The sequence below is a fragment of the Streptomyces hirsutus genome, from assembly GCF_001418415.1.
Taxonomy (GTDB): domain Bacteria; phylum Actinomycetota; class Actinomycetes; order Streptomycetales; family Streptomycetaceae; genus Streptomyces; species Streptomyces hirsutus.
Map to the genome: position 1 here is coordinate 1 of NZ_LIQT01000405.1, position 26,705 is coordinate 26,705.

Consider the following 26,705-nt stretch of genomic DNA (forward strand, 5'->3'; position numbering starts at 1 on the left):
TGAGATGGGAGCGCTCCCATCCTTCGTCGGACCGGAACCCGCCGCGGGGACGCTCCCGTCTCGCTCGCCCCCCACACGCGCATGCGCACGAACGCGCACACGCACACATGCGCACGACCCGTGACCCGTAGCACCCGCAGCGACGGACAGGTATGTCATGATCATGGCAAAAATGAGAACAAGGGCGAGGGGCGGAACCCCTCCCTGGCTCACCCTCCCCACCCGCGCCAGAGCCCTCTTCCTGGTCCTCGTCTCCCTGCTCGCCACCGTCCCGGCCGTCGGCCTGGTCATGAGCGCGGGCGGCGAGGCGGAGGCGCACGGGACGCCGATGAAGCCCGCCAGCCGGACCTTCCTGTGCTGGCAGGACGGGCTCACCAGCACCGGTGAGATCAAGCCGGTCAACCCGGCGTGCAAGGCCGCCGCCCAGGTCAGCGGCACCACACCGTTCTACAACTGGTTCTCCGTACTGCGCTCCGACGGCGCCGGCCGTACCGAAGGCTTCGTGCCGGACGGGCAGTTGTGCAGCGGCGGCAACACCAGCTTCACCGGCTTCAACCAGCCGCGCGACGACTGGCCGCTCACCCACCTCACCTCGGGTGCGACCGTCGACTTCTCCTACAACGCCTGGGCCGCTCACCCGGGCTGGTTCTACGTGTACATCACCAAGGACGGCTTCGACCCGACCCGGACCCTCACCTGGGTCGACATGGAGAAGCAGCCGTTCCTCTCCGTCGACCACCCGCCGCTCAACGGGTCCCCGGGCACCGTCGACGCCAACTACTCCTGGACCGGGAAGCTTCCGCAGGGCAAGTCGGGCCGCCACATCGTCTACATGGTCTGGCAGCGTTCGGACAGCGCGGAGACCTTCTACTCCTGTTCCGACGTCGTCTTCGACGGCGGCAACGGCGAGGTGACCGGCATCAAGGAGCCCGGCAACACCCCGACCGAGCCCGTCCCCGGCCAGTGCACCGCCACCCGCAGTACGACGGGCAGCTGGAACGGCGGCTACCAGTCCCAGGTGACCGTCACCAACAGCGGTAACGTCCCCATGCTCGGCTGGATGGTCGACTGGGCCCTCCCGGCCGGCCAGCGGGTCGACAGTCTGTGGAGCGGCAACGCCACCTACCAGGGCCAGAACGTCATGGTCCACAACGCCGACTACAACGGCGCGCTGAATCCGGGGCAGAGCGCCACCTTCGGCTACGTCGTCTCCGGCTCCGGCGGTGACAGTACGACGAGCCTGCCCTGCCGGGTCGGCTGAACCCGCCCCGTGCGCGGCGGTGACACGACGTGCCGCCGACACGACGAAGCGGGTCCGGGCCACCACGGCCCGGACCCGCTTGCGGCGCGCGGCCGGCTCAGCTCAGCAGTTCCACCTCCGTCAGCGTCGCCTCACCGCTGAGGACCAGCCGGTAGTGGCCGTACTTCCCCGGCTCGTCCACCGAGAAGGCCCGTGTCTGCCGGTCCCAGCGGAACGCGTCGGGATCGTCCGCCCGCTTGTCGAGGGTCTTCCACGTCGTGCCGTCGGCCGACCCCTGGAGGGTCCAGCCCGTGGGCGCCTTGGTGTGGTCCGAGGACGTCAGCGTGTACTGGACCGCCCTCGCGTCCCCCTTCACGGGCAGGTCGACCGTGGACACCGTGGCGCCGGTCGCCGAGGAGTCGTCGAACAGGGCGCCCGCGCCCTTCAGCACGTCCTCGCGGGGCGTGGGCACCTCGTCGTCCTGGGTGATCGACACGGGGGCCGCCTTCTTGCCGGTGCCCCACGACGACGGCCGCGGGCCCATGTCGAACTCCAGGACCCCGCCCTTCGCGACCACCGAGTGGGGGAGCGACGTGGAGTCCCAGCGCTTGCCGTTGACCTTCAGCCCCTGCACGTACACGTTCTTCGCGCTGTTCTTCGGCGCCCTGACGACCAGTTCGCGGCCGTTCTCCAGGTGCACGGTCACCTTCTTGAACAGCGGGGAGCCGACGGCGTACTCGCCGCTGCCCATCACCAGCGGGTAGAAGCCGAGGGAGGAGAACAGGTACCAGGCCGACTGCTCGCCGTTGTCCTCGTCCCCGTGGTAGCCCTGCCCGATCTCGCTGCCGGTGTAGAGCCGCGACAGCACCTCACGGACGTTCTTCTGGGTCTTCCAGGGCTGCCCGGCCGCGTCGTACATGTACAGGGCGTGGTGGGCCACCTGGTTGGAGTGCCCGTACATGCCCATCCGGACGTCCCGCGCCTCGGTCATCTCGTGGATGACGCCGCCGTAGGAGCCCTTGAACTCCGGGGAGGCAGTCTCGGGCGTCGACAGGTACTCGTCGAGCTTGTCCCCGAGACCGCCCCGCCCGCCGTACAGGTTGGCCAGGCCCCGGCTGTCCTGCGGGGCGGTGAAGGCGTAGCCCCAGCCGTTCGTCTCGGTGTAGTCGTGGCCCCACACCCGCGGGTCGTACTTCGAGGACTCGACGCGCCAGTCGCCCTTCGGGTTCTTCCCCTGGAAGAACCCGGCCTCGGAGTCGAACAGGTTGACGTACTCCTGGGCCCGGTCGAGGAAGTAGGCGGACTCCTCCTCGTAGCGCTCGTCGCCGGTCTTCTTGTGGAGGGCCTTGCCCATCTGCGCGATGCCGTAGTCGTTGAGGTAGCCCTCCAGGGCCCACGACAGGCCCTCGTGGGTCTCGGTGCCGGTGTAGCCGAGGAACGGCGAGGTCGCCATGCCCTTGCGGCCCACGCCCGACGACGGGGGCACGACGGTGGCGTTCTTCACGGCCGCGTCGTACGCCGCCTCCGCGTCGAAGTCCACGCCCTTGACGTAGGCGTCGGCGAACGCGACGTCCGAGGAGGTGCCGGTCATCAGGTCGGCGTAGCCGGGGGAGGACCAGCGGGAGGTCCAGCCGCCGTCCTTGTAGTGCTGCACGAACCCGTCGACCAGCTCACCCGCCTTGGAGGGGGTCAGGAAGGAGTACGCCGGCCAGGTGGTCCGGTAGGTGTCCCAGAAGCCGTTGTTGACGTACACCTTGCCGTCGACGATCTTGGCGCCGGTGTGCGTCGGGGTGTCCGGTCCCGGCATCTTCGAGAACGGGGAGGCATACTTGTACGTCCCGCCGACCTTCTCGAAGCCCGAGTTCGGGTACAGGTACAGCCGGTAGAGGCTCGAGTAGAGCGTGGTCAGCTGGTCCGGCGTGGCACCCTCGACCTCGACCTTGCCGAGCAGCTTGTCCCACTGCCGCTGGGCGCTCTGCTCGACCGACTCGAAGGACCGGCCCGCGGGGATCTCCTGGCGCAGGTTGTCCTTCGCCTGGTCGACGCTGATCAGCGAGGTGGCCAGGCGCAGGGTGACCGTCCGGTCCTTGCCCGCGTCGAACCGCAGGTGGCCCTTGACGCCCTCGGTGGAACCGTCCGTCACCGGCTTGTCGAACTCGCCGTGCACGAACAGCCGGGTGGCGCCCGTGGACAGCCCGGACTTCACGTCCGAGTAGCCGCTGAAGGTGCCGCTCTCCTCGTCGAGGGTCAGGCCGGCCTGGTCGGTGACGTTGTCGAACAGGACACTCGCGTCGTCGCCCGGGTAGGTGAAGCGCATGACCGCCGCGTGGTCCGTCGGCGCGATCTCCGCCTTCTGGCCGTTCTCGAACCGCACCCCGTAGTAGTACGGCCGCGCGGTCTCGTTCTCGTGCCGGAAGGCCAGCTCCCGCGCCTCACGGCCCAGTTCCGGGGTGCCGGAGGCGGCGGACGGCATTACCTGGAAGGTCTGCCGGTCGCCCATCCAGGGGCTCGGCTCGTGGCTCGCGCTGAACGCCTGGATCGTCGGCAGGTTGTCCGCGTTGTTGCCGCGCGCGTAGTCGTACAGCCAGCTCAGGGAACCGGCGTTGGTCACCGGCGTCCAGAAGTTGAAGCCGTGCGGCACGGCGGTCGCCGGGAAGTTGTTGCCGCGCGAGAAGCCCCCGCTGGAGTTGGTGCCCCGGGTCGTCACCGCGTAGTCGGACAGATGGGCCTTCGGCCGCTCGGGCTTCACCGACGTGAGCGACACGTCGTCCAGCCAGCCCCGGAACTTCGCGGGCCCCTTGGGGGAGTCGTACGCCACCAGGATCCGGTCGACCGTCCTGCCGGCCGCGACCGAGCCGATCCGGGACGTCACGTTGTTCCACTGGTTGACGTACAGGACCTTCGCGTCGCCCTGCCCCCGCGGGGTCAGCGGGAAGCCGTGCTGGTCGGTGGCGCGCAGGTCGCTCAGGTAGGTGCCGTCGGTGAAGGCCAGGTCCACGGAGACGTGGGTGGCGTCGTAGTCGAGGTCGCCGTCCGCCATGGACGGGAAGATCCGGTACGCCAGCTCGGTGTTCCGGCCGACCGCCACGTCGACGTCGAAGACCTTGTTGTACGAGTAGGCCCGCTCGTCGGCCGTGTGCCGTCCGGCGTAGCGCAGGGCACGCTTTCCGGTGAATCCGGCGCCCGACTTCGCCGTCGGGGAACCGCTCGGCCCGCGGTCGACCAGCGAGAGCATGTCCTGGGGTATCGGCTCCTCGGTGTCGCCGGTGGAGAACTGGACGTCGGCGAGCTGGAGCGCGTCCGCCCCGCCGTTCCTGGTGATCTCCAGCCGGAAGTGCCGGTACCCGGCGACGGCCGACGCGTCCAGGTCGTAGACCTTGGTCTGGAACCGCTCCGCGAACGTCTCGCCCGAACGGGTGTCGAGGGTCGTCCATTTCTCCCCGTCGGCCGAACCCTTCAGGGTCCAGTCCCGCGGGTCGCGCGGGGCGAAGTCGTTGGCCGAGGTGAGCGCGTACCGGACCACCTCGACCGGTGCGTCCAGGTCGAACTCGGCCCAGCCGGTGGACGTGAAGGCCAGCCACTTGCTGCTGGGCTCGCCGTCGACGAGGTTCTCCTTCACCTCCCCGGCGCCCGCGTTCTCCGAGCTGGCGCGCACGTCCGTGACATGGTCGGTGACGTTGCCCGGTATGCCGCTGCTGTAGCCGCCGTCGACACCCGAGGCGCGCTTCTTGCCGCCCCGTGCGGTGTCGACGGTGTTCAGCCAGTCGGGGGCGGGCTCCCCGGCCTCGAACGACGAAGCGAACTCCCGGTCCGCCTTCGCGGGTGCCCCGGGCAGTGCGACCGCAACGCCCGGGGAAGCCGCCGCCACGGCAAAGGCGGTCGTCGCGACGACCGCCGGGCCCCATCTGTGCCGAATTCTGTGGTGCATGCGCGAGCACCCTCCCTGGGCTGGACAACGTTGTCAGAATTGCTGCGCAAGCACCAGTAGTGGGCCAAGTTGCTTGTGGTGTCAAGGGTGTTGAATGCGGCGCTCGAGTCCGGAGGCAAGGAATCCTCCGTTGTGGAACGCGACGACCGCTCATATTTCCGCCAGGTCTCAACTCGGAAAAGACCGACGGCGAACCTTGTGTTCGATCTTGCTCCGGCGGCGGAAAGTGGACTATACCTGTCGGCACTCCGGGGCATCCTCACAGCGCCCGAACAGCGAACACCACCACGTCCCGTACCACTGGTGCCGCCGGCGCCAGCCGCACTTCCTGTACTTCCAGCACTTCCTGCACGACCCAGCGCGACCCGAACGCGGTGCCGGGAAGGATCCGGTTCACCGCCTGAGTCCTGGAGAAGGCGAGGACTTGAGCATGGGATCCAACTCCGCCGAGTACGACGGCACACGCGAGCACGGCACCCGCGGCCGAACCGGCCACGGCACCACGGGAGTGGGCCGCCGCGACCTGATCAAACGGTCCGCGGCGCTCGGCCTGATCTCCGTCCCCACGATGAGCTTCCTGTCCGCGTGTGCCAGCGGCGGCGGGGATGATCAGGAGAAGGCCGAGACGGGCAAGAAGACCGCGAAGAACCCGCTCGGTGTCAATGACACCGCGCAGATGGAATTCGTCCTGTTCGACGGCGGTTTCGGAAAGGAGTACGCCGAGGACGCCGTCAAGGTGTACGAAAAGGCCTTCCCCGGGGCGAAGGTGAAGTTCTCCGCCACCCAGAAGATCCAGTCCACCCTGCAGCCGCGCTTCAACCAGGGCACCCCGCCCGACCTCATCGACAACTCCGGCGCCGAGCAGATGGACATGGGCACCCTGGTCGGCAAGAAGCAGCTCGCCGACCTCACCCCGCTGCTGGACGCCCCCTCCTACGACGACCCGGGCACCAAGGTCCGCGACACGCTGCGGCCCGGCATCGTCGAGATGGGCCAGTTCGACGGCGAGCAGGTCTGGATCCTCTACTACGCCTACACGGTCTACGGCGTCTGGTACTCGCAGAAGGCGCTGGACTCGCTCGACGAGCAGTACCCCGAGACCTGGGACCAGATGCTCGCGGTCTGCGCGAAGGCCAAGAAGAAGGGCATGGCCGGCTGGACCTACGCCGGCAAGTACCCGTACTACCTCCCCTTCTCGCTGTACCCGATGATCGGCAAGGTCGGCGGGCGCGAGGTGCTCGACGCCATCGACAACCTGGAGCCGAACGCCTGGAAGCACCCCGCCGTCAAGGCGTGCTTCGAGGCCTACTACGAACTCCAGCAGAAGGGCTACGTCCTCAAGGGCACCCCGGGCCTGGACCACATCCAGTCCCAGACCGCATGGGCCAAGGGCGACGCGCTGTTCATCCCGAACGGCTCCTGGGTGGAGAACGAGTCGGCGAACGTCATGCCCGACGACTTCGACCTGGCCGTCTCCGCGCCCACCGGCCTGGACTCCTCCGACAAGCTGCCCTTCGGCACCATCTGGGCCTCCGGCGGTGAGCCCTTCGTCGTCCCCGCCAAGGCCGCGAACGCCCCGGGCGGCATGGAACAACTGCGCATCATGCTGAGCGAGGCGTCCTCGAAGAACTTCACCGGCAAGGTGAAGTCACTGACCGCCTACAACGGCGGCACCGACGGCATCGAGCTGACCCCGGGTCTGAAGTCCGGTGTCGCCGCACTGGACGTGGCCGGGGAGAACGTGGTGAACCCGCGCCTCCAGGACTGGTACGTGCAGCTCCAGAAGGAGAAGATCGGCGTCTCCGGGATCGGCGAGATGATGGCCGGCCGCGCGACCCCGGCCGAGACCATCAAGAAGATCCAGGCCTTCGCCGACGAGACGGCCAAGGACTCGTCGGTCAAGCACTACAAGCACCAGTGAGCAGTCAGTGAGCAGTCGGTGAGCATCCGCCACCAGGGCCTGTCCGGCGCACCGTTGCCGGGCGGGCCCCGGTGGCAGCCCGCGCGCAGATCGGGGTCGCAGTAATGCAGCACGGCAAGTACCGGTTCATCGTGGGGTTCCTGGCGGTTCCCCTGGGGCTGTACGCGCTCTTCGTCGTCTGGCCGTTCGTCCAGTCGATCTACTACTCGTTCACGGACTGGACCGGTCTGAGCCCCGACTTCGAGATGGTCGGGTTCGCCAACTACGCACGCATGCTGGACGACGACATCTTCTGGAAGTCGTTGCAGCACAGCCTGCTGTTCGCCCTGCTGGTACCGGTGGTGACGATCGGTCTGGCGCTGTTCCTCTCCTTCATGATCAATGTGGGCGGCCGGCGGCGCCGCGGCGGACCGGTGATCTCGGGGGTCCGCGGCTCCGCCTTCTACAAGATCGTCTACTTCTTCCCGCAGGTGCTCTCGATCGCGATCATCGCCCTGCTGTTCGCGTTCGCGTACAACCCCGACAGTGGTGCGATCAACTCGTTCCTGCGGGCGGTCGGACTCGACGGCATCCAGCCGCTCTGGCTGGGGGATCCGGACCTCGCCCTGTGGGCCGTCATGGCGGTGATCGTCTGGTCCACGGTGGGCTTCTTCGTGGTCCTCTTCTCCGCCGGGATGGCGTCCATCCCGCTGGACCTCTACGAGGCGGCGCTGCTGGACGGCGCCAACCGGATCACCACCTTCTTCCGCATCACCCTGCCGCTGCTGTGGGACACCGTGCAGTCCGGCTGGGTCTACATGGGCATTCTCGCCCTGGGTGCCGAATCGTTCGCGGTCGTACACATCATGACGACCGGCCCCGGAGGCCCCGACTACTCGACCACCGTCATGGTCCTGTACGTGTACCAGAAGGCGTTCCGCGACGGTCAGGCCGCCTACGCCACCACCATCGGTGTCGCCCTCCTCCTCGTCACCCTGGCCTTCGCCGCCGCGGTGATGAAACTGGGGCGGCGCGAGCGGCTGGAGTACTGATCCCATGAAGACGACCGAGCCCCCTGCCCCGGTACCGGCCGAGTCCGGTATCACCGTCACCAAGGCCGACGTCCCCGCCGGCGCGCCCCCCGAGGAGAAGAAGGCGGGCGGCGTCCTCAACGTCTTCTCGCACGGAATCCTGGTGATCTGGGCGATCATGGTGGCCCTGCCGCTGCTGTGGGCGGTGATGACGTCCTTCAAGGACGACGCCTCCATCTTCGGCTCGCCCTGGTCGCTGCCGGACACGCTCCACTTCGAGAACTGGGCACGGGCCTGGACCCAGGCCCATATGGGCGACTACTTCCTCAACACCGTCCTGGTGGTGGGCGGTTCGCTCATCGGCACCCTGGTGCTGGGCTCGATGGCCGCCTACGTGCTGGCCCGCTTCGAGTTCCCGGGCAACCGGTTCATCTACTACCTGTTCATCGGCGGCATGAGCTTCCCGATCATGCTCGCGCTGGTCCCGCTGTTCTACGTCGTCAACAACATGGGCCTGCTGAACACGATCCACGGGCTGATCCTGGTCTACATCGCCTACTCGCTGCCGTTCACGGTGTTCTTCCTGACGGCGTTCTTCCGGACCCTGCCCAGCAGCGTGGCGGAGGCCGCGTTCGTGGACGGCGCCTCGCACAGCAGGACGTTCTTCCAGATCATGCTCCCGATGGCCAAACCGGGCCTGGTCAGCGTGGGGATCTTCAACTTCCTGGGCCAGTGGAACCAGTACATGCTGCCCACCGTGCTCAACACCGACGAGGACAAGCACGTCCTCACCCAGGGCCTGGTGCAGCTGGCCGTCAGCCAGGGCTACAAGGGGGACTGGTCCGGTCTCTTCGCCGGCCTCGTGATGGCGATGCTCCCCGTGCTCGCGGCGTACATCGTCTTCCAGCGCCAGGTCGTGCAGGGCCTCACCGCGGGCGCCCTGAAGTAGCCGCCGGCCTCCTTCCGGGCGGCCGGCCGGCGCTGCTCGGAAGGCGCCCCGGGGGAGCCGTCCCCGGACCCTCTGAAGTCACCCTCCGGATTGCCCCGCGCACCCGCAGCTCCCGCCCCAGGGAGCGGCGGGTGCGACGGCGTCCAAGGACCCGGAAACGGTTCAACCTCTTGACGGGAGGCGACCCGAACGGCTCATCTTAGAGTTCACTAGTTGGACACGGAACGGGGCCTCACCGAAGCGGCCCCGCGCGCAGGAGGTCGTCGTGGAGACTCCGGGGTCGCAGTCGTCGCTGCACCGAGCCAATCTTGAACGGGTCGTTCGAGCAGTACGTCTGGCGGGCTCCCTCACCCAGGCCGAGATCGCGAGGGCCACGGGTTTGTCCGCGGCGACGGTGTCCAATATCGTCCGGGAGCTGAAGGAGAGCGGGACCGTCGAGGTCACGCCCACCTCGTCGGGCGGCCGCCGGGCCCGCAGCGTCTCGCTCAGCGGGGACGCCGGGATCGTCGTGGGGGTGGACTTCGGGCACACCCACCTGCGGGTCGCGGTCGGGAACCTGGCCCACCAGGTGCTCGCCGAGGAGGCCGAGCCGCTGGACGTGGACGCCTCCTCGACCCAGGGCTTCGACCGGGCGGAGCAACTGGTCAACCGGCTGATCGAGGCGACCGGCGTGGACCGCACCAAGATCGCCGGGATCGGTCTCGGGGTGCCCGGCCCCATCGACGTGGAGTCCGGCACCCTGGGCTCGACCGCGATCCTGCCCGGCTGGACCGGCACCAAGCCCGCCGAGGAGCTGCGGGGGCGGCTCGGCGTGCCCGTGCACGTGGACAACGACGCGAACCTGGGCGCCCTCGGCGAGATGGTCTGGGGCAGTGGCCGGGGCGTGCGCGACCTGGCGTACATCAAGGTCGCCAGCGGTGTCGGCGCCGGTCTGGTGATCAGTGGCAAGATCTACCGCGGGCCGGGCGGCACCGCGGGGGAGATCGGGCACATCACGCTCGACGAGTCCGGCCCCGTCTGCCGCTGCGGCAATCGCGGCTGCCTGGAGACCTTCACGGCGGCCCGTTACGTGCTGCCCCTGCTCCAGCCCAGCCACGGCACGGATCTGACGATGGAAGGTGTCGTACGGTTGGCGCGCGGCGGCGATCCGGGCTGCCGTAGGGTGATCGCCGACGTCGGCCGTCACATCGGCAGTGGAGTCGCCAATCTCTGCAATCTGTTGAACCCGAGCCGGGTGGTCCTCGGCGGTGACCTCGCCGAGGCCGGCGAGCTGGTCCTCGGCCCCATAAGGGAGTCCGTCGGCCGCTACGCGATTCCCAGCGCCGCCCGCCAACTGTCCGTGCTCCCCGGGGCACTTGGGGGCCGTGCGGAGGTGCTGGGCGCGCTTGCCCTCGCGTTGAGCGAAATGGGCGATTCGACCCTGTTGGACGGCACGGCGGGCGGCACCCTCGCCGCGACCTCTCCTGCCTTCACTTAGAGAACGATTGGCACCGTTGCCATCTCGTTAAGGATTTACTTCTTGACGTCGCACGTGTGGCCGAGTTGACTTCCAGCCACCTCGGCCGCAACGTCGCGGCCTCGTCAGGGAGGTTTCTGAAGTGAACACGCGTATGCGCCGTACTGCTATTGCCGTTGCCGCCGGTGCGCTGGCCGTCTCTCTCGCCGCTTGCGGCAGTGCCGCCGAGTCCGGTGACAAGGACAGCGACTCGGGCGACTCCGCCGCCAAGGGCGACAACATCAAGGTCGGTCTGCTCCTGCCGGAGAACCAGACCGCGCGGTACGAGAAGTTCGACAAGCCCCTGATCGAGAAGAAGATCAAGGAGCTCACGAACAACAAGGGCGAGGTCATCTACGCCAACGCCAAGCAGGACGCCAGCCAGCAGAGCCAGCAGGTCGACACGATGGTGACCAACAAGGTCGACGTGCTGATCCTGGACGCGGTGGACGCCAAGGCCATCGCCGGCTCGGTGAAGAGCGCCAAGGACGCCGGTATCCCGGTCGTGGCCTACGACCGCCTGGCCGAGGGCCCGATCGACGCCTACACCTCGTTCGACAACGTGACCGTCGGCAAGACGCAGGGCGAGGCCCTGCTCGAGGCGCTGGGCGACAAGGCCAAGGACGGCCAGATCGTCATGATGAACGGCTCCTCCACCGACCCGAACGCCGCCAAGTTCAAGGAGGGCGCGCACTCCGTCCTCGACGGCAAGGTCAAGGTCGGCCGCGAGTACGACACCAAGGAGTGGAAGCCGGAGAACGCCAACGCCAACATGGAAGGCGCCATCTCCGCCATCGGCAAGAAGAAGATCGTCGGCGTCTACTCCGCCAACGACGGCATGGCGGGCGGCATCATCACCGCTCTGAAGGCCGCCGGCATCGACGTCCCGGTCACCGGCCAGGACGCCGAACTCGCGGGTGTGCAGCGCATCGTGACCGGTGAGCAGTACATGAGCGTCTACAAGCCGTACGCCCCGGAGGCCGACGCCGCCGCCGAGATGGCCGTCGCGCTCGCCCAGGGCAAGTCGCTGGACTCCATCGCCAAGGACACGGTCGACAGCCCCACCACCAAGGGTGTGCCGTCGATCCTCGTCCCGGTCGTGTCGCTGACCCAGGAGAACATCAACGACACCGTGATCAAGGACGGCGTCTACACCGTCGAGGAGATCTGCGCGGGCAAGTACAAGGCCGCCTGCGACAAGATCGGTCTCAAGTAGACCGCTTCGCGGTCCGCAGTCCCAAGTCCCCTGAGCTGAACGGGAGTCCGCACCGGACTCCCGTAGGGGACCGACTGCCATGAGCTCCGCCGGCGCCCCGCACACACCAGCCCCGCAAGCTACGCGGGGCGCCGGTCGGAAACACCCCCCATACTTCTGCACAACCTCCCGCCGGGTCAGGCGGCGAAGGAGATGGTTCACGTGTCCGCTACGCCCGTGCTGGCGTTGCGCGGGGTCTCCAAGCGATTCGGTGCCGTCCAGGCGCTCACCGACGTAGAGCTTGAGGTCCGTGCCGGTGAAGTGGTCGCCCTGGTGGGCGACAACGGCGCCGGAAAGTCCACGCTGGTCAAGACGATCGCCGGCGTGCACCCCATCGATGAGGGCGTCATCGAGTGGAACGGCGAGACCGTTCAGATCAACCGGCCGCACGACGCCCAGAACCTGGGCATCGCGACGGTCTACCAGGACCTCGCGCTGTGCGACAACATCGACGTCGTCGGCAACCTCTACCTGGGCCGGGAGCTCCGCAAGCGCGGTGTCCTGGACGAGGTGGAGATGGAGCGCCGCTCCCGCGAGCTGCTCGACACGCTGTCGATCCGCATACCCAGCGTCCGCATCCCGATCGCCTCGCTCTCCGGCGGTCAGCGCCAGGTCGTGGCGATCGCCCGGTCCATGCTCGGCGAGCCCAAGCTGGTGATCCTCGACGAGCCCACCGCCGCCCTCGGCGTCGAGCAGACCGCGCAGGTCCTCGACCTGGTCGAGCGGCTGCGCGAGCGCGGCCACGCGGTCATCCTCATCAGCCACAACATGGCCGACGTCAAGGCCGTGGCGGACAAGGTCGCCGTCCTGCGCCTCGGGCGCAACAACGGCATATTCGAGGTCAAGTCGACCTCGCAGGAAGAGATCATCTCCGCCATCACCGGAGCCACGGAGAACGCCGTGACCCGTCGTGCGGCGCGCACCAACGGGGAGGCCGGCAAGTGAGCACCGAAGAGACCTCGGGGACCGGCGACGGCTCCGAGTACAAGAGCACCACCAAGACGGACAAGAAGACCGGCACGGTCAAGAACACCGAGGCGGCCTCCGCGGCGGTCACCGTCGTCGACCCCCGGCTGCTGGTACGCGAACAGGGACTCGCCGGCTACATCGGCGAGTTCAAGCGGAAGCTGAAGGCCGGTGACCTCGGCTCCCTCCCCGTCGTGTTGGGCCTGCTGATCATCTGGGGCATCTTCACCCGCCTGAACTCCAACTTCCTCACCGCGGGCAACTTCTCCGACATGTCGGTCGCCATGGTCGGCACGGGCATGATCGCGGTCGGTATCGTCTTCGTCCTGCTGCTCGGCGAGATCGACCTGTCGGTCGGCTCGGTCAGCGGTGTCGCGGGCGCCGCCTTCGCGGTGCTGAGCGTCACGCACGGCATGAACGAGGTGCTGGCCCTGGTGCTGGCCATCCTCACCGGCACGGTGGCCGGAGCCATCCACGGCTTCATCTTCGCCCGCATCGGCGTCCCGGCCTTCGCCGTGACCCTGGCCGGCCTGCTGTTCTGGCAGGGCTTCATGCTGCAGATCCTGGGCAGCAACGGCACCATCAACCTCGACTCCGAGGGCCTGGTCGCCAAGCTGACCAGCCATTACTTCTCCGACGTGGCCGCCGCCTACGGCCTGGCGATCGTCGTGACCGTGGGCTACTTCCTCCTCGCGTTCTCCGACAACCGCCGCCGCGAGGCCGCCGGTGTGCCGTCCCGGCCGCTCAACGAGATCATCGTGCGGACCGTGCTGCTGGCCGTCCTGGCGTTCACCGTGGCGATCGTCTTCAACCAGTACAAGGGCCTGCCGCTGGCCGTGGTGATCTTCCTCGCGGTCCTGGTGGTCACGGACTTCGTGCTGCGCCGCACCGCCTACGGCCGCAAGGTCTTCGCGCTCGGCGGCAGCGTGGAGGCGTCCCGCCGCGCCGGTATCAACGTGGAGCTGGTCCGGATATCGGTCTTCGCGGTCGCCGGCACCTTCGCCGCGATCGGCGGCCTTTTCGTCGCCTCGAAGATCGCCTCCGCCAACCAGGGCGCGGGCACCGGTGAGTTCCTGATGAACGTCATCGCCGCGGCCGTGATCGGCGGTACCTCCCTCTTCGGCGGCCGCGGCCGCACCTGGGACGCGCTGCTCGGTGTGATGGTCATCGTCTCGATCCAGTACGGCCTCGCCCTCGAGGGCATCGCCTCGCCGGTCCAGTACATGATCACCGGTGGTGTCCTGCTGGCGACCGTCGTCATCGACGCCGTCACCCGCAAGACACAGAAGACCGCGGGCCGCGCCTAGCACCTCCCGCAGCGGCACCGTCCGCGAAGCACGCCTGTGCCCGGTACCCGCGCGGTACCGGGCACAGGCGTGCCGCGGCACGTGCCGTAGCGCGGTCCGATCATGGGTAAAGCCGAGGGCGTGACCTATGAAGCACCGCCCGGGCGCAGGGCGCCCGACCGGAACATTAGACTCGACGAGCCCGGCAACAGCTCGATCAGCTCTACTGCAAGGAGGCACGGGTGCCGCTGCTGACCCGTATCAGGGGACCGCGCGATCTGGACCGGCTCACCCTGGAGGAGCTGGACCGGCTGGCCGAGGAGATCCGGACCTTCCTCGTCGAGGCGGTCTCCAAGACCGGTGGCCACCTCGGCCCCAACCTGGGCGTGGTGGAACTCACCCTGGCCCTGCACCGCGTCTTCGAATCCCCCAGGGACAAAGTGCTCTGGGACACCGGACACCAGTCCTACGTGCACAAACTGCTGACCGGCCGGCAGGACTTCTCCAAGCTGAAGATGAAGGGCGGCCTCTCCGGCTACCCCTCGCAGGCCGAGTCCGAGCACGACGTCATCGAGAACAGTCACGCCTCCACCGTCCTCGGCTGGGCCGACGGCCTCGCCAAGGCCAACCAGCTGAGGAAGACCGGGGACCACGTCGTCGCCGTCATCGGCGACGGTGCCCTCACCGGCGGCATGGCCTGGGAGGCGCTGAACAACATCGCCGACGCCAAGGACCGCCCGCTCGTCATCGTCGTCAACGACAACGAGCGCTCCTACGCGCCCACCATCGGCGGCCTCGCCAGCCATCTCGCCACCCTGCGCACCACCGACGGCTACGAGCGCTTCCTGGCCCGCACCAAGGAGGTCCTGGAGCGCACCCCGGTCGTCGGCCGGCCGCTCTACGACACCCTGCACGGCGCCAAGAAGGGCCTGAAGGACTTCATCGCCCCGCAGGGCATGTTCGAGGACCTGGGCCTGAAGTACGTGGGCCCCATCGACGGCCACGACATCGAGGCCCTGGAGTCCGCCCTCACCCGCGCCAAGGGCTTCGGCGGCCCCGTGATCGTGCACTGCCTCACCGAGAAGGGCCGCGGCTACCAGCCCGCCCTGGCGGACGAGGCGGACCGCTTCCACGCCGTCGGCAAGATCCACCCCGACACGGGCCTGCCGATCGCCTCCTCCGGCGCCGACTGGACGTCCGTCTTCGGCGAGGAGATGGTCAAGCTCGGCGAGGAGCGCGAGGACGTCGTCGCCATCACCGCGGCCATGCTCCAGCCCGTCGGCCTCGACAGGTTCGCCAAGCGGTTCCCCGACCGGGTCTACGACGTCGGCATCGCCGAGCAGCACGGCGCCGTCTCCGCGGCGGGCCTGGCCCACGGCGGGGTCCACCCCGTCTTCGCCGTGTACGCCACCTTCCTCAACCGCGCCTTCGACCAGGTGCTGATGGACGTGGCCCTGCACAAGTGCGGCGTCACCTTCGTCCTGGACCGGGCCGGCATCACCGGCACCGACGGCGCCTCCCACAACGGCATGTGGGACATGTCGATCCTCCAGGTCGTCCCCGGCCTGCGGCTGGCCGCCCCGCGCGACGCCGACCAGGTCCGCGCCCAGCTCCGCGAGGCCGTCGAGGTCACCGACGCGCCGACCGTGGTCCGCTTCTCCAAGGGCGCCGTCGGGCCCGCCGTACCGGCCGTGGGCCGCGTGGGCGGCATGGACGTCCTGCGCGAGCCCGGCACCGACACCCCGGACGTGCTGCTGGTCTCCGTGGGCGCCCTCGCGCCGATGTGCCTGGAGATCGCCGGCCTGCTCGACCGGCAGGGCATCTCCACCACCGTCGTCGACCCGCGTTGGGTCAAGCCCGTCGACGAGGCCATGGCCCCGCTCGCCGAGAAGCACCGCGTCGTCGTCACCGTCGAGGACAACTCCCGCGTCGGCGGGGTCGGTTCGACGATCGCGCAAGCCCTGCGCGACGCGGGCGTCGACCTGCCGCTGCGCGACTTCGGCATCCCGCCGCGCTTCCTCGACCACGCCTCGCGCGCCGAGGTGATGGCGGAGATCGGCCTCACCGCTCCCGACATCGCCCGCCAGGTCACCGGCCTGGTCTCGAAGCTGGACGGCGGATACGCGCGCTCCGCCGCCGACTCGGTGGAACCGGCCCGCGACTGAACCGACACCTCCCGCTGATACGCCCGAACGGGTCGCCTCTGCCACTGTGAAGAGTGGTGCGGGCGACCCGTTCGCGTGAACACATCGCTGCCGGGGCACACGTTCCAGGCCCCCTCTCGATCATGTCGGGGACGACACAGCGTGGGAGGTACCCGTGAGCAGCACCCTCTTCCGGACGAAGAAGGTCGAGCAGTCCATCCGTGACACCGAGGAACCGGAGCACGCGCTCAAGAAGTCCTTGTCCGCGCTGGATCTGACCGTCTTCGGCGTCGGTGTCATCATCGGCACCGGCATCTTCGTCCTCACCGGTACGGTCGCCAAGAACAACGCCGGACCGTCGGTGGCCCTGGCCTTCGTGGTGGCCGGCGTCGTCTGTGCGCTCGCCGCGCTCTGCTACGCCGAGTTCGCCTCCACCGTCCCGGTGGCGGGCTCCGCCTACACCTTCGCGTACGCGTCCCTGGGCGAACTGCCCGCGTGGATCATCGGCTGGGACCTGGTGCTGGAGTTCGCGCTCGGCACCGCGGTGGTGGCCGTCGGCTGGTCCGGGTACATCCACTCGCTGCTGGACAACGCGGGCTGGCAACTGCCCGCCTCGCTCGGTGTCCGGGACGGCGCGGAGGTCTTCGGCTTCGACATCCTCGCCGCTGCCCTGGTGCTGGTCCTCACCGCCATTCTCGTCCTCGGCATGAAGCTGTCCGCCCGGGTCACCACGGTCGTCGTCGCCATCAAGCTGGCCGTCGTCCTGGTCGTCATCGTCGCCGGCGCCTTCTTCATCACCGCCGACAACTACACCCCGTTCATTCCCGAGGCGAAGCCCGTCGAGGCCGGTGACGGCCTCCACTCACCGCTCATCCAGCTGATGTTCGGCTGGGCGCCGGCCGACTTCGGCGTGATGGGCATCTTCACCGCGGCCTCGGTGGTCTTCTTCGCCTTCATCGGCTTCGACATCGTCGCCACCGCCGCCGAGGAGACCAGGAACCCGCAGCGGGACATGCCCCGCGGCATCCTCGGCTCCCTGTTCATCTGTACCGTGCTGTACGTCGCCGTGTCGATCGTCGTCACCGGTATGCAGCACTACAGCGAGCTGTCCGTGGACGCCCCGCTCGCGGACGCGTTCAAGGCCACCGGGCATCCCTGGTACGCGGGCTTCATCAGCTTCGGCGCCGCCGTCGGCCTGACGGTCGTCTGCATGATCCTGCTGCTCGGCCAGACCCGGGTGTTCTTCGCGATGAGCCGGGACGGACTGCTGCCCCGCTTCTTCTCCCGCGTCCACCCCCGGTTCAGGACCCCGCACCGGCCGACGATCCTGCTCGGCGTCATCATCGCGATCGTCGCGGGCTTCACGCCGTTGACCGAACTCGCCGAGCTGGTGAACATCGGCACGCTGTTCGCCTTCGTCATCGTCGCGCTCAGCGTGATCATCCTGCGCCGGACCCGCCCCGACCTGCCGCGGGCCTTCCGCACCCCGGGGGTGCCGTTCCTGCCGATCCTGTCGGTCTGCGCCTCGCTGTGGCTGATGCTGAACCTGCCCGCCGAGACCTGGCTGCGGTTCGCCGGCTGGATGGTGATCGGCGTCGTCGTCTACTTCCTCTACGGCCGCAGCCACAGCCGCCTGGGCCGAGGCGAGGGGGCCGGCCCCGTCGAGCCCGCCGAACCGTCGGGCCCGGCCTCCCGGTAGCGCCGCCGGCTCCCGCCCCGGCCCTGTGCGCCCCCTCGGCCCCGTGTGCGACCCCCAGCGCTCCGTGCGGACCCCGTGTACGTGCGCCCACGGGGCCGTAGAGGGCCCGCCAGGGAGACGGCGGGCGGGAGTCAGGGGTGGACGGTCCGGGGGCCGGCCACCGTCGCGCCGAGGGCGGTCACCCGGCGCCGCAGCTCGCGGTCGGCGGTGACGACCAGGACCGGCCGCTCACCCGCGCCGGCCACCAGGCCGACCATGTGGTCGTCGCCGCTGGCCGGTGCCGACTCCACCCGCACTCCCGGCACCGACTCCACGCCCCGCGCGGCGCCCTCCACCACCAGAACGATCTCCGCCGGGCCCGTACGGCCCGGGAGCCCACGCTCCGCCAACCGGTCCCGCAGCCGCTCCGCGGCGCCCCGGCGGTCCCGCCACCACCCGTCGGGCACCGACCCGACGACGTTCGCGGCGTCGACGATCACGAGCAGGGCGGCGCTGTTCTCCATGCGGCCAGGTTCCCACGGCACGAAAAGGGGGCGGGCCGCACGGAAACGATCCGTGCGGCCCGCCCCCCTTTTTCAGGGCCTGCCGGTCAGGCGGGGACGCTTGCCACGCCCGGGGCCAGGAACCGCTTGCCGTTGACGCGCTCGGAGACGCCCTCGCGGTCCAGGTACGGCGTGATGCCGCCCAGGTGGAAGGGCCAGCCGGCGCCGGTGATCAGGCACAGGTCGATGTCCTGGGCCTCGGCGACGACGCCCTCGTCGAGCATCAGCCCGATCTCCTGCGCCACCGCGTCGAGCACCCGGGCCCGCACCTGCTCCTCGGTGAGGACGGTGTCGCCCTGCTTGAGCAGCGCGGCGACCTCGGGGTCCAGCTCCGGTCTGCCGCTGTCGTAGACGTAGAAGCCGCGCTTGCCGGCCTCGACGACCGCCTTGAGGTTCGGCGAGACGGTGAAGCGGTCCGGGAAGGACCGGTTGAGCGTCTCGGAGACGTGCAGACCGATCGCCGGGCCGACCAGCTCGAGGAGAACCAGCGGGGACATCGGCAGACCGAGCGGCTCGACGGCCTTCTCGGCGGTCTCGACCGGGGTGCCCTCGTCGATGACGTTCTGGATCTCGCCCATGAAGCGGGTCAGGATGCGGTTCACGACGAACGCCGGGGCGTCCTTGACGAGCACCGCGGTCTTCTTCAGCTTCCGGGCCACGCCGAACGCCGTCGCCAGCGAGGCGTCGTCGGTCTGCTCGCCGCGGACGATCTCGAGCAGCGGCAGGATCGCGACCGGGTTGAAGAAGTGGAAGCCGACGACCCGCTCGGGGTTCTTCAGCTTCGACGCCATCTCCGAGACCGACAGCGAGGAGGTGTTGGTGGCGAGGATCGCGTGCGCCGGGGCGACCGCCTCGACCTCGGCGAACACCTGCTGCTTGACGCCCATCTCCTCGAAGACCGCTTCGATGACGAAGTCGGCGTCCGCGAAGCCCTCGGCCTTGTCCAGCACACCGGTGACCAGCGCCTTGAGGCGGTTGGCCTTGTCCTGGTTGATCCGGCCCTTGCCGAGCAGCTTGTCGATCTCGGCGTGGACGTAGCCCACACCCTTGTCGATGCGTGCCTGGTCGATGTCGGTCAGGACGACCGGCACCTCGAGGCGGCGCAGGAACAGCAGCGCGAGCTGCGAGGCCATCAGACCGGCGCCGACGACGCCGACCTTGGTGACCGGGCGGGCCAGGTTCTTGTCCGGGGCGCCGGCCGGGCGCTTGGCGCGCTTCTGCACCAGGTTGAACGCGTAGAGACCGGAGCGCAGTTCACCGCCCATGATCAGGTCGGCGAGCGCCTTGTCCTCGGCGTCGTAACCCTGCTGGAGGTCGCCGTTCTTGGCGGCGGCGATGATGTCCAGCGCCCGGTAGGCGGCCGGGGCGGCGCCGTGCACCTTGGAGTCGGCGATGAACCGGCCCTTGGCGACGGCCTGGTCCCAGGCCTCGCCGCGGTCGATCACCGGACGGTCGACGACGATCTCGCCCTTGAGGACGGCCGCCGTCCAGATCAGCGACTGCTCCAGGAAGTCCGCGCCCTCGAAGATCGCGTCCGCGATGCCGAGTGCGTAGACCTGCTCGCCCTTGAGCTGCTTGTTCTGGTTGAGGCTGTTCTCGATGATCACCGAGACGGCCTTCTCGGCGCCGATCAGGTTCGGCAGCAGGGCGCAGCCGCCCCAGCCGGGGACCAGGCCGAGGAAGACCTCGGGCAGGGAGAAGGCGGGGATGGCCGACGACACCGTGCGGTAGGCGCAGTGCAGGCCGACCTCGACGCCGCCGCCCATGGCCGCGCCGTTGTAGTACGCGAAGGTCGGGACGGCGAGATTCGAGAGCCGCTTGAAGACGTCGTGGCCGCCCTTGCCGATGGCGTGGGCGTGGTCCCACTCCTTCAGCTGCTCGACGCCCTTGAGGTCGGCGCCGACGGCGAAGATGAACGGCTTGCCGGTGATGCCGATACCGACGATCGCGCCGTCCGCGGCCTCCTTCTCGACCTGGTCGATGGCGGCGTCCAGGTTCGCCAGCGACTGCGGGCCGAAGGTGGTCGGCTTGGTGTGGTCCAGCCCGTTGTCGAGCGTGATCAGGGCGAAGCGCCCGGCGCCCAGGGGCAGTTCGAAGTGACGTACGTGGGCCGTCGTGACGACCTCGTCCGGGAAGAGCGCGGCCGCGCCCTTCAACAGTTCGGCGGTGGTGCTCACTTGTCCCCCTCGAAGTGCGGGTTCTCCCAGATGACCGTCGCGCCCATGCCGAAGCCGACGCACATGGTGGTCAGGCCGTAGCGGACGTGCGGCTGCTCCTCGAACTGGCGGGCCAGCTGCGTCATCAGGCGGACGCCGGAGGAGGCCAGCGGGTGGCCGAAGGCGATGGCGCCGCCGTACTGGTTGACGCGCGCGTCGTCGTCGGCGATGCCGTAGTGCTCCAGGAAGGCCAGCACCTGGACGGCGAAGGCCTCGTTGATCTCGAACAGACCGATGTCGGAGATGGACAGCCCCGCCTGGGCCAGTGCCTTCTCCGTCGCCGGGATCGGGCCGTAGCCCATGACCTCCGGCTCCACACCCACGAAGGAGTAGGAGACCAGGCGCATCTTGACCGGCAGCCCGTTCTCGCGGGCGAAGTCCTCGGAGGCGATGACCGAGGCGGTGGCGCCGTCGTTCAGACCGGCCGCGTTACCGGCGGTGACCCGGCCGTGGACGCGGAACGGCGTCTTGAGGCCGGCCAGGTTCTCCAGGGTGGTGCCGGGGCGCATCGGCTCGTCGGCGGTGACCAGGCCCCAGCCCGTCTCACCGGCCTCAGCGTTGGTGCGGCGGACCGAGACCGGTACCAGGTCGGCCTGGATCTTGCCGTCGGCGTACGCCTTGGCGGCCTTCTCCTGCGAGCGGACCGCGTACTCGTCGGCGCGCTGCTTGGTGATCGTCGGGTAGCGGTCGTGCAGGTTCTCCGCCGTCATGCCCATGAACAGGGCGGACTCGTCGACCAGCTTCTCGCTCACGAAGCGCGGGTTCGGGTCCACGCCCTCGCCCATCGGGTGGCGGCCCATGTGCTCGACACCGCCCGCGATGGCCACGTCGTACGCGCCGAAGGCGACGGAGCCGGCCACCGCGGTCACGGCGGTCAGGGCGCCCGCGCACATGCGGTCGATGGAGTAGCCCGGGACCGAGGTGGGCAGGCCGGCGAGGATGCCGGCGGTGCGGCCGATGGTCAGGCCCTGGTCGCCGATCTGCGTGGTGGCGGCGATGGCGACCTCGTCGATCTTCTTCGGGTCGAGTCCGGGGTTGCGGCGCAGCAGCTCCCGGATCGCCTTCACGACGAGGTCGTCGGCACGGGTCTCGTGGTAAATGCCCTTCGGGCCCGCCTTGCCGAAGGGGGTGCGGACGCCGTCGACGAAGACGACATCCCTGACGGTACGAGGCACGATGGCTCTCCTCCAGGGTGCGGGATGGCACTGCTGCGTTGCGCTGAGCGCGCGCTCAGAGCCTATGCTACTTGTGGGTAATGTAGCTGCCCAGTCCTACGCCTCCGAGCGGTGAAGGTCACACCTCTGGGGGAGTCGTCGTACGGCGCGGCGCGGACCGGGGCCGGTACGGGACGTGAGTCCGGGCCCCGACGCGCATGTTCCCGAACGCTGTCCGCGCCGCCCCCGCCTGCCGCGGGGCGTGTCCGGCCCGGCCCGGTGGTGAATGGCCGGTGGACGGTGCGCGGCGCGGCCCGGCCTCGCGGCGGGGCACACCTCGGTCCCTCCTCCGGCCCGATCGGCCGCCGTGCTTCTAGACCGGTTGACCCGAGAACTCGTAGGCGCCCTCGTATCCTTGGCGCAATTATGACTTTACCGGTTTAGTAGCGGCTGTCAGAGTGCCGAACCAGCCAACTGACTCATGTCGGGTCCCGTGTCCTCGAACGGAGCTGGTCCTCATGAACCGCCGCACTGTGCTCACCGGATCGATCGCCGCCCTCGCCCTCCTGGCCTCCGCCTGCACCGGCAGCGGGGGCAGTTCCCGGGGCGCGGACGCCGAGGCGCCCGACGACCCGTCCGAGGCCCAGGGGTCCATCACCGTCCTCACCCACCGGACCGATCTGGTGCAGGACGGCACGATGGAGGCCTACGCCGCCGAGTTCAACAAGACCCACCCCGGCGTGAAGGTCGAGTTCGACGCCCTCACCGACTACGAGGGCGAGGTCAAGATCCGGATGAACACCGAGAACTACGGCGACGTCCTCATGATCCCCGCCGTCATCGAGAAGAAGGACTACCCGAAGTTCTTCGCCTCGCTGGGCAGCCGGGCCGAACTGAGCGGGAAGTACCGCTTCACCGACTACTCCACCGTCGACGGCAAGGTCTACGGCCAGAGCCCGATCGGCGTGGTCCCCGGATTCCTCTACAACAAGAAGGTCTGGGAGCGGGCCGGTGTCACCGACTGGCCCACCACCCCCGCCCGGTTCCTCGACGACCTGAAGGCCGTCAAGTCCCGGACCGACGCCGTCCCGTACTACACCAACTTCAAGGACATGTGGCCGCTGACCCAGTGGACCAACGTCAACGGCTCGGTCAGCTGCGACACCGGCGCCACCACGAAGCTCGCCGAGGGGGACCCGTGGGCCGACGGCGCCGACCTGCGCGTCGCCGACACCCTGCTCCACGACATCGTGCGCGGCGGCCTCGCCGAGAAGGACCCGACCACCACCAACTGGGAGGCGTCCAAACCGAAGCTGGCCAAGGGCGAGATCGCCACCATGTGGCTCGGCTCCTGGGCCGTCGTCCAGATGCGGGAGGCCGCGAAGCAGGCCGGCACCGACCCCGACGACATCGGCTTCATGCCCTTCCCCGCCCAACAGGACGGCGCCTTCTGCGCGGTGACCTCTCCCGACTACCAACAGGCCGTCAACGTCCACTCCGACCACAAGGCCGCCGCCCGCGCCTGGATCGACTGGTTCACCGACGAGTCCGGCTACGCGCAGGCCAACCTCGCCCTGTCCCCGCTGAAGGACGACCCCCTGCCCGAGATCCTCCGGCCCTACCAGGACGCGGGCGTCGAACTGATCGACCTCGACGACACCAAGGGCGCCGAGGTCAAGTCCATCGACAACAGCTCCGAGGTCGGCATCTACAAGCCCGACTACCGCCAGGACCTCGTCGACCTGGCCCGCGGAGCGCGCAAGGGCGGCCTGGACGACTTCCTCGGCGACCTCGGCGCACGCTGGGCCGAGGCGCGTACGTCCCTGGGGTCCTGATGGCGGACACCACCGCCCCGGCGGCGCGGCCGGCGCCCCCGGACGCGTCCGCCGGGCCGGCCGCGGCCCCTGCCCCGAGCGGCGCCCGGCGGTGGCGGCGCGTCACCCCCTGGCTGTTCCTGATCGCGCCGCTCGCCCTGCTGCTCACCTTCACCTACGCGCCGCTCGCCAACATGGTCGCCTACAGCTTCACCGACTGGGACGGGGTGAGCCCCGAACTGAGCTGGACGGGCACCGAGAACTACACCGAACTCTTCACCCGGCCCGAACTGTTCGAGGTGTTCTTCGTCAGCGGCTACTACCTCGTCGCCTCCGTGGTGCAGATCGCCGCCGCCCTCTACTTCGCCACGATCCTCAGCTTCGACGTCCGCTTCCGGAACTTCTTCAAGGGCGTGCTGTTCTTCCCGTACCTGATCAACGGGGTGGCGATCGGCTTCGTCTTCCTCTACTTCTTCCAGGACGGCGGCACCCTCGACTCGGTGCTCGGGCTGTTCGGCGTCGACACCGGCCACGCCTGGCTGGGCACCCCGTTCTCCGCGAACACCTCGCTGGCCGGCGTGTCCGTCTGGCGCCATCTGGGCCTGAACTTCGTGCTGTTCCTCGGCGCGATCCAGTCTATCCCCGGCGAGCTGTACGAGGCGGCCGAAATCGACGGCGCGACCCGCCGGCAGCAGTTCCGGTACATCATCGCGCCCGGCATCAGACCCATCCTGGGTCTGAGCGTGATCCTCTCCGTCTCCGGTTCCCTGTCGGTCTTCGAGATCCCGTACATCATGACCGGCGGCGCCACCGGCACCGAGACCTTCGTCATCCAGACGGTGAAGCTCGCGTTCCAGTTCAACAAGACGGGGCTCGCCTCGGCCGCCGCCGTCGTCCTGCTCCTGATCGTCCTGGCGGTCACCTGGGTGCAGCGCCGGATCCTCCCCGACGACAAGGTGGACCTGGTTTGACCCGTCGTACCGTGGCCCGGTCGCTCATGTACCTGACCCTCGTCCTCGCCGCACTGGTCGTCCTGCTGCCGCTGGCCGTGGTTCTCCTGACCTCGCTGAAGACCTCGGAGGAGATGGCGGGCGGCAGCGGAGCGCTCGCCCTGCCCGACAACCCACTGAACCTCGGCAACTACGTCACCGCCTTCCAGGACGGCCGGATGCTCTCCGCCTTCGGCAACACGGCGGTCATCCTGGTCGTCGCCGTCGGCGGCACCGTCCTCATCGGTTCGATGACGGCGTACGCGATCGACCGCTTCGCCTTCCGCTTCCGGAAACCGGTCGTCGCCCTGTTCCTGCTCGCCGCGCTCGTCCCCGGCGTGACCACCCAGGTGGCGACCTTCCAGATCGTCAACAGCTTCGGCATGTTCGACAGCCTGTGGGCGCCGATCGCCCTCTACATGGGCACGGACATCGTGTCGATCTACATCTTCCTGCAGTTCATCCGCTCCATCCCCGTCTCCCTGGACGAGGCGGCACGGCTGGACGGCGCCAACGCGTTCACGATCTACCGGAAGGTGATCCTCCCGCTCCTCAGACCGGCGATCGCGACGGTGGTGATCGTGAAGGGGATCAACGTCTACAACGACTTCTACATCCCCTTCCTCTACATGCCCTCCGAGGATCTTGGCGTGATCTCGACGTCCCTGTTCCGCTTCAAGGGCCCCTTCGGAGCCCACTGGGAGACCATCTCGGCAGGCGCGATCCTGGTCATCCTCCCCACCCTGATCGTCTTCCTGACCCTCCAGCGCTTCATCTACAACGGTTTCATGAGGGGGGCGACGAAGTAGAACAGGGGAACGGCACCGCCGCGGACGGCCGGACCGGCAGGTCTCCTGCGCTCAGACGACTTCGGAACCGTCGGAACCGTCGGAACCGTCGGAACCGTCGGAACCGTCGGAGGCCAGCGCGGCGACGAGGACCGGTGTCACCTGCTCCACCTGCCACGGCCGCGCCCCGTATCCCGCCAGCGCGGCGGCGACGGACTCCGGGCCGGCGGGCTGCGGAGGTTCCCAGCACACCCTCCGTACCGTGTCCGGGGTGATCAGGTTCTCCTGCGGCATGTTCAGTCGCTCGGCGAGCGCGCTCACTCCCGCGCGGGCCGCGGACAGCCGGGCGGCGGCCACCGGGTCCTTGTCCGCCCAGGCGCGCGGCGGCGGGGGACCGGTCACCGGCTGACCGGGCTGCGGCAACTGAGCCTCGCTCAGTGCCCGCGCCCGGTCCACGGCCGCCTGCCACTGCTCCAGCTGACGCCGCCCCGCCCGCGGTCCGAACCCGTTCAGCGCGGCCAGGGCGGGCGCGTCGGCCGGCAGGGCGAGAGCGGCCTCGACGATGGCCGCGTCGGAGAGCACCTTGCCCGGGGAGATGTCCCGGCGCTGCGCGATCCGGTCCCGGGTCTGCCACAGCTCCCGTACGACGGCCATCTGCCGGCGCCGGCGCACCTTGTGCATGCCGGAGGTGCGCCGCCAGGGGTCCTNNCCGCAGCCAGGGTTCGGGCAGGGGGCGGGTGGACCAGTCGACGGCGGAGTGGCCCTTCTCCAGGACGAAGCCGAGCACGTTCTCGACCATCGCGCCGAGCCCGACGCGGGGGAAGCCGGCGAGGCGGCCGGCCAGCTCGGTGTCGAAGAGGCGGGTGGGCAGCATCCCTATCTCGCGCAGACAGGGCAGGTCCTGCGTGGCGGCGTGCAGCACCCACTCGACACCCGACAGCGCCTCGCTCAGGCCCGACAGGTCGGGGCAGGCGACGGGGTCGATCAGTGCGGAACCGGCGCCCTCGCGACGCAGTTGGACGAGGTAGGCGCGTTGGCCGTAGCGGTAGCCGGAGGCCCGCTCGGCGTCGACGGCGACGGGGCCGGTGCCCGCGGCGAAGGCGGCGATCACCTCGGCGAGCGCGGCGTCGTCCGTGATCACGGGCGGAATGCCCTCACGCGGTTCGAGCAAGGGGATCGGCGCCTCCGTAGCAGAAGATCCGTCGTCGTCCGGAGGAGCGCCTCCGGTGGTTCGCAGGGCACTGTCTGCTGCGGTGTCGTGGGCGTCGGTCACCTGTCAAGAGTATCCATGCCGCGAAGGGGCCCGCCG

The 26,705-nt window shown here is 69.1% G+C and carries 18 protein-coding genes and 2 pseudogenes; 13 read left to right on the top strand and 7 right to left on the bottom strand.

What is annotated here, in order from left to right; genetic code table 11:
• Positions 1-172 precede the first annotated feature (172 nt).
• On the top strand, positions 173-1,261 hold the full coding sequence (locus AOK11_RS28135; RefSeq protein ID WP_055596532.1) for a lytic polysaccharide monooxygenase auxiliary activity family 9 protein: 1,089 nt from the start codon (positions 173-175) through the stop codon (positions 1,259-1,261).
• A 97-nt stretch (positions 1,262-1,358) separates the two neighbouring features.
• Here AOK11_RS28135 and AOK11_RS28140 read toward each other — a convergent pair whose 3' ends face one another.
• Both AOK11_RS28140 and AOK11_RS43040 read right to left on the bottom strand, forming a co-directional pair.
• On the bottom strand, positions 1,359-5,168 hold the full coding sequence (locus tag AOK11_RS28140) for a GH92 family glycosyl hydrolase (RefSeq protein WP_079035137.1): 3,810 nt from the start codon (positions 5,166-5,168) through the stop codon (positions 1,359-1,361).
• A gap of 259 nt (positions 5,169-5,427) precedes the next feature.
• Positions 5,428-5,565, bottom strand: a complete 138-nt coding sequence (locus tag AOK11_RS43040; RefSeq protein ID WP_157869463.1) for a hypothetical protein — start codon at positions 5,563-5,565, stop codon at positions 5,428-5,430.
• A 33-nt stretch (positions 5,566-5,598) separates the two neighbouring features.
• Here AOK11_RS43040 and ngcE point away from each other — a divergent pair, with 33 nt between their 5' ends.
• From ngcE to AOK11_RS28185, 9 genes are all read left to right on the top strand, one after another.
• Positions 5,599-7,089 carry an N-acetylglucosamine/diacetylchitobiose ABC transporter substrate-binding protein gene (gene ngcE, locus AOK11_RS28145; protein ID WP_240497514.1) on the top strand — a complete coding sequence of 497 codons (1,491 nt, stop codon included), beginning with the start codon at positions 5,599-5,601 and terminating at the stop codon, positions 7,087-7,089.
• Between the two features lie 104 nt (positions 7,090-7,193).
• Positions 7,194-8,120 carry a carbohydrate ABC transporter permease gene (locus AOK11_RS28150; protein WP_055596534.1) on the top strand — a complete coding sequence of 309 codons (927 nt, stop codon included), beginning with the start codon at positions 7,194-7,196 and terminating at the stop codon, positions 8,118-8,120.
• Positions 8,121-8,124: 4 nt separating this feature from the next.
• Positions 8,125-9,048 carry a carbohydrate ABC transporter permease gene (locus tag AOK11_RS28155; protein WP_055596535.1) on the top strand — a complete coding sequence of 308 codons (924 nt, stop codon included), beginning with the start codon at positions 8,125-8,127 and terminating at the stop codon, positions 9,046-9,048.
• A gap of 265 nt (positions 9,049-9,313) precedes the next feature.
• Positions 9,314-10,525 carry an ROK family transcriptional regulator gene (locus AOK11_RS28160; protein WP_055596536.1) on the top strand — a complete coding sequence of 404 codons (1,212 nt, stop codon included), beginning with the start codon at positions 9,314-9,316 and terminating at the stop codon, positions 10,523-10,525.
• A gap of 133 nt (positions 10,526-10,658) precedes the next feature.
• Entirely contained in the window at positions 10,659-11,759 is a 1,101-nt protein-coding gene (locus AOK11_RS28165) for an ABC transporter substrate-binding protein (protein WP_055596537.1), read from the top strand.
• 192 nt (positions 11,760-11,951) lie between these two features.
• Complete coding sequence (locus AOK11_RS28170; RefSeq protein ID WP_055596538.1) at positions 11,952-12,743, top strand: ATP-binding cassette domain-containing protein; 792 nt, start codon at positions 11,952-11,954, stop codon at positions 12,741-12,743.
• Positions 12,740-14,071 carry a sugar ABC transporter permease gene (locus AOK11_RS28175; protein WP_055596539.1) on the top strand — a complete coding sequence of 444 codons (1,332 nt, stop codon included), beginning with the start codon at positions 12,740-12,742 and terminating at the stop codon, positions 14,069-14,071. Before AOK11_RS28170 ends, AOK11_RS28175 begins: the two co-directional genes overlap by 4 nt.
• A 221-nt stretch (positions 14,072-14,292) precedes the next feature.
• On the top strand, positions 14,293-16,215 hold the full coding sequence (dxs, locus tag AOK11_RS28180) for a 1-deoxy-D-xylulose-5-phosphate synthase (RefSeq protein WP_055596540.1): 1,923 nt from the start codon (positions 14,293-14,295) through the stop codon (positions 16,213-16,215).
• A 154-nt stretch (positions 16,216-16,369) separates the two neighbouring features.
• Complete coding sequence (locus AOK11_RS28185; protein WP_055596541.1) at positions 16,370-17,893, top strand: amino acid permease; 1,524 nt, start codon at positions 16,370-16,372, stop codon at positions 17,891-17,893.
• Positions 17,894-18,024: 131 nt separating this feature from the next.
• On the opposite strand, the gene AOK11_RS28190 is transcribed toward AOK11_RS28185, so the two are convergent.
• The 3 genes from AOK11_RS28190 to AOK11_RS28200 form a co-directional block, all read right to left on the bottom strand.
• On the bottom strand, positions 18,025-18,396 hold the full coding sequence (locus tag AOK11_RS28190; protein ID WP_055596542.1) for a PIN domain-containing protein: 372 nt from the start codon (positions 18,394-18,396) through the stop codon (positions 18,025-18,027).
• Positions 18,397-18,482: 86 nt separating this feature from the next.
• Complete coding sequence (locus tag AOK11_RS28195) at positions 18,483-20,612, bottom strand: 3-hydroxyacyl-CoA dehydrogenase NAD-binding domain-containing protein (protein WP_055596543.1); 2,130 nt, start codon at positions 20,610-20,612, stop codon at positions 18,483-18,485.
• Positions 20,609-21,826, bottom strand: coding sequence for a thiolase family protein (locus AOK11_RS28200; protein ID WP_055596544.1), 1,218 nt, complete (start codon positions 21,824-21,826; stop codon positions 20,609-20,611). Before AOK11_RS28200 ends, AOK11_RS28195 begins: the two co-directional genes overlap by 4 nt.
• 497 nt (positions 21,827-22,323) lie before the next feature.
• Here AOK11_RS28200 and AOK11_RS28205 point away from each other — a divergent pair, with 497 nt between their 5' ends.
• Genes AOK11_RS28205 through AOK11_RS28215 form a run of 3 tightly spaced genes read left to right on the top strand, consistent with a single transcriptional unit; the run spans position 22,324 to position 25,417 of the window.
• The gene (locus AOK11_RS28205) at positions 22,324-23,640 is read left to right on the top strand and encodes an ABC transporter substrate-binding protein (RefSeq protein WP_055596545.1); all 1,317 of its coding nucleotides are present in this window, start codon (positions 22,324-22,326) and stop codon (positions 23,638-23,640) included.
• Complete coding sequence (locus tag AOK11_RS28210) at positions 23,640-24,590, top strand: carbohydrate ABC transporter permease (RefSeq protein ID WP_055596546.1); 951 nt, start codon at positions 23,640-23,642, stop codon at positions 24,588-24,590. The genes AOK11_RS28205 and AOK11_RS28210 overlap by 1 nt, the downstream gene beginning before the upstream one ends.
• Complete coding sequence (locus tag AOK11_RS28215) at positions 24,587-25,417, top strand: carbohydrate ABC transporter permease (RefSeq protein ID WP_055596547.1); 831 nt, start codon at positions 24,587-24,589, stop codon at positions 25,415-25,417. The genes AOK11_RS28210 and AOK11_RS28215 overlap by 4 nt, the downstream gene beginning before the upstream one ends.
• A gap of 108 nt (positions 25,418-25,525) precedes the next feature.
• On the opposite strand, the pseudogene AOK11_RS45440 reads toward AOK11_RS28215, so the two are convergent.
• Together AOK11_RS45440 and AOK11_RS45445 are read right to left on the bottom strand one after the other, a co-directional pair.
• Positions 25,526-26,103: pseudogene (locus AOK11_RS45440) on the bottom strand (ribonuclease D); the annotation flags it as partial.
• 2 nt (positions 26,104-26,105) lie between these two features.
• Positions 26,106-26,669: pseudogene (locus tag AOK11_RS45445) on the bottom strand (ribonuclease D); the annotation flags it as partial.
• Positions 26,670-26,705: the final 36 nt, after the last annotated feature.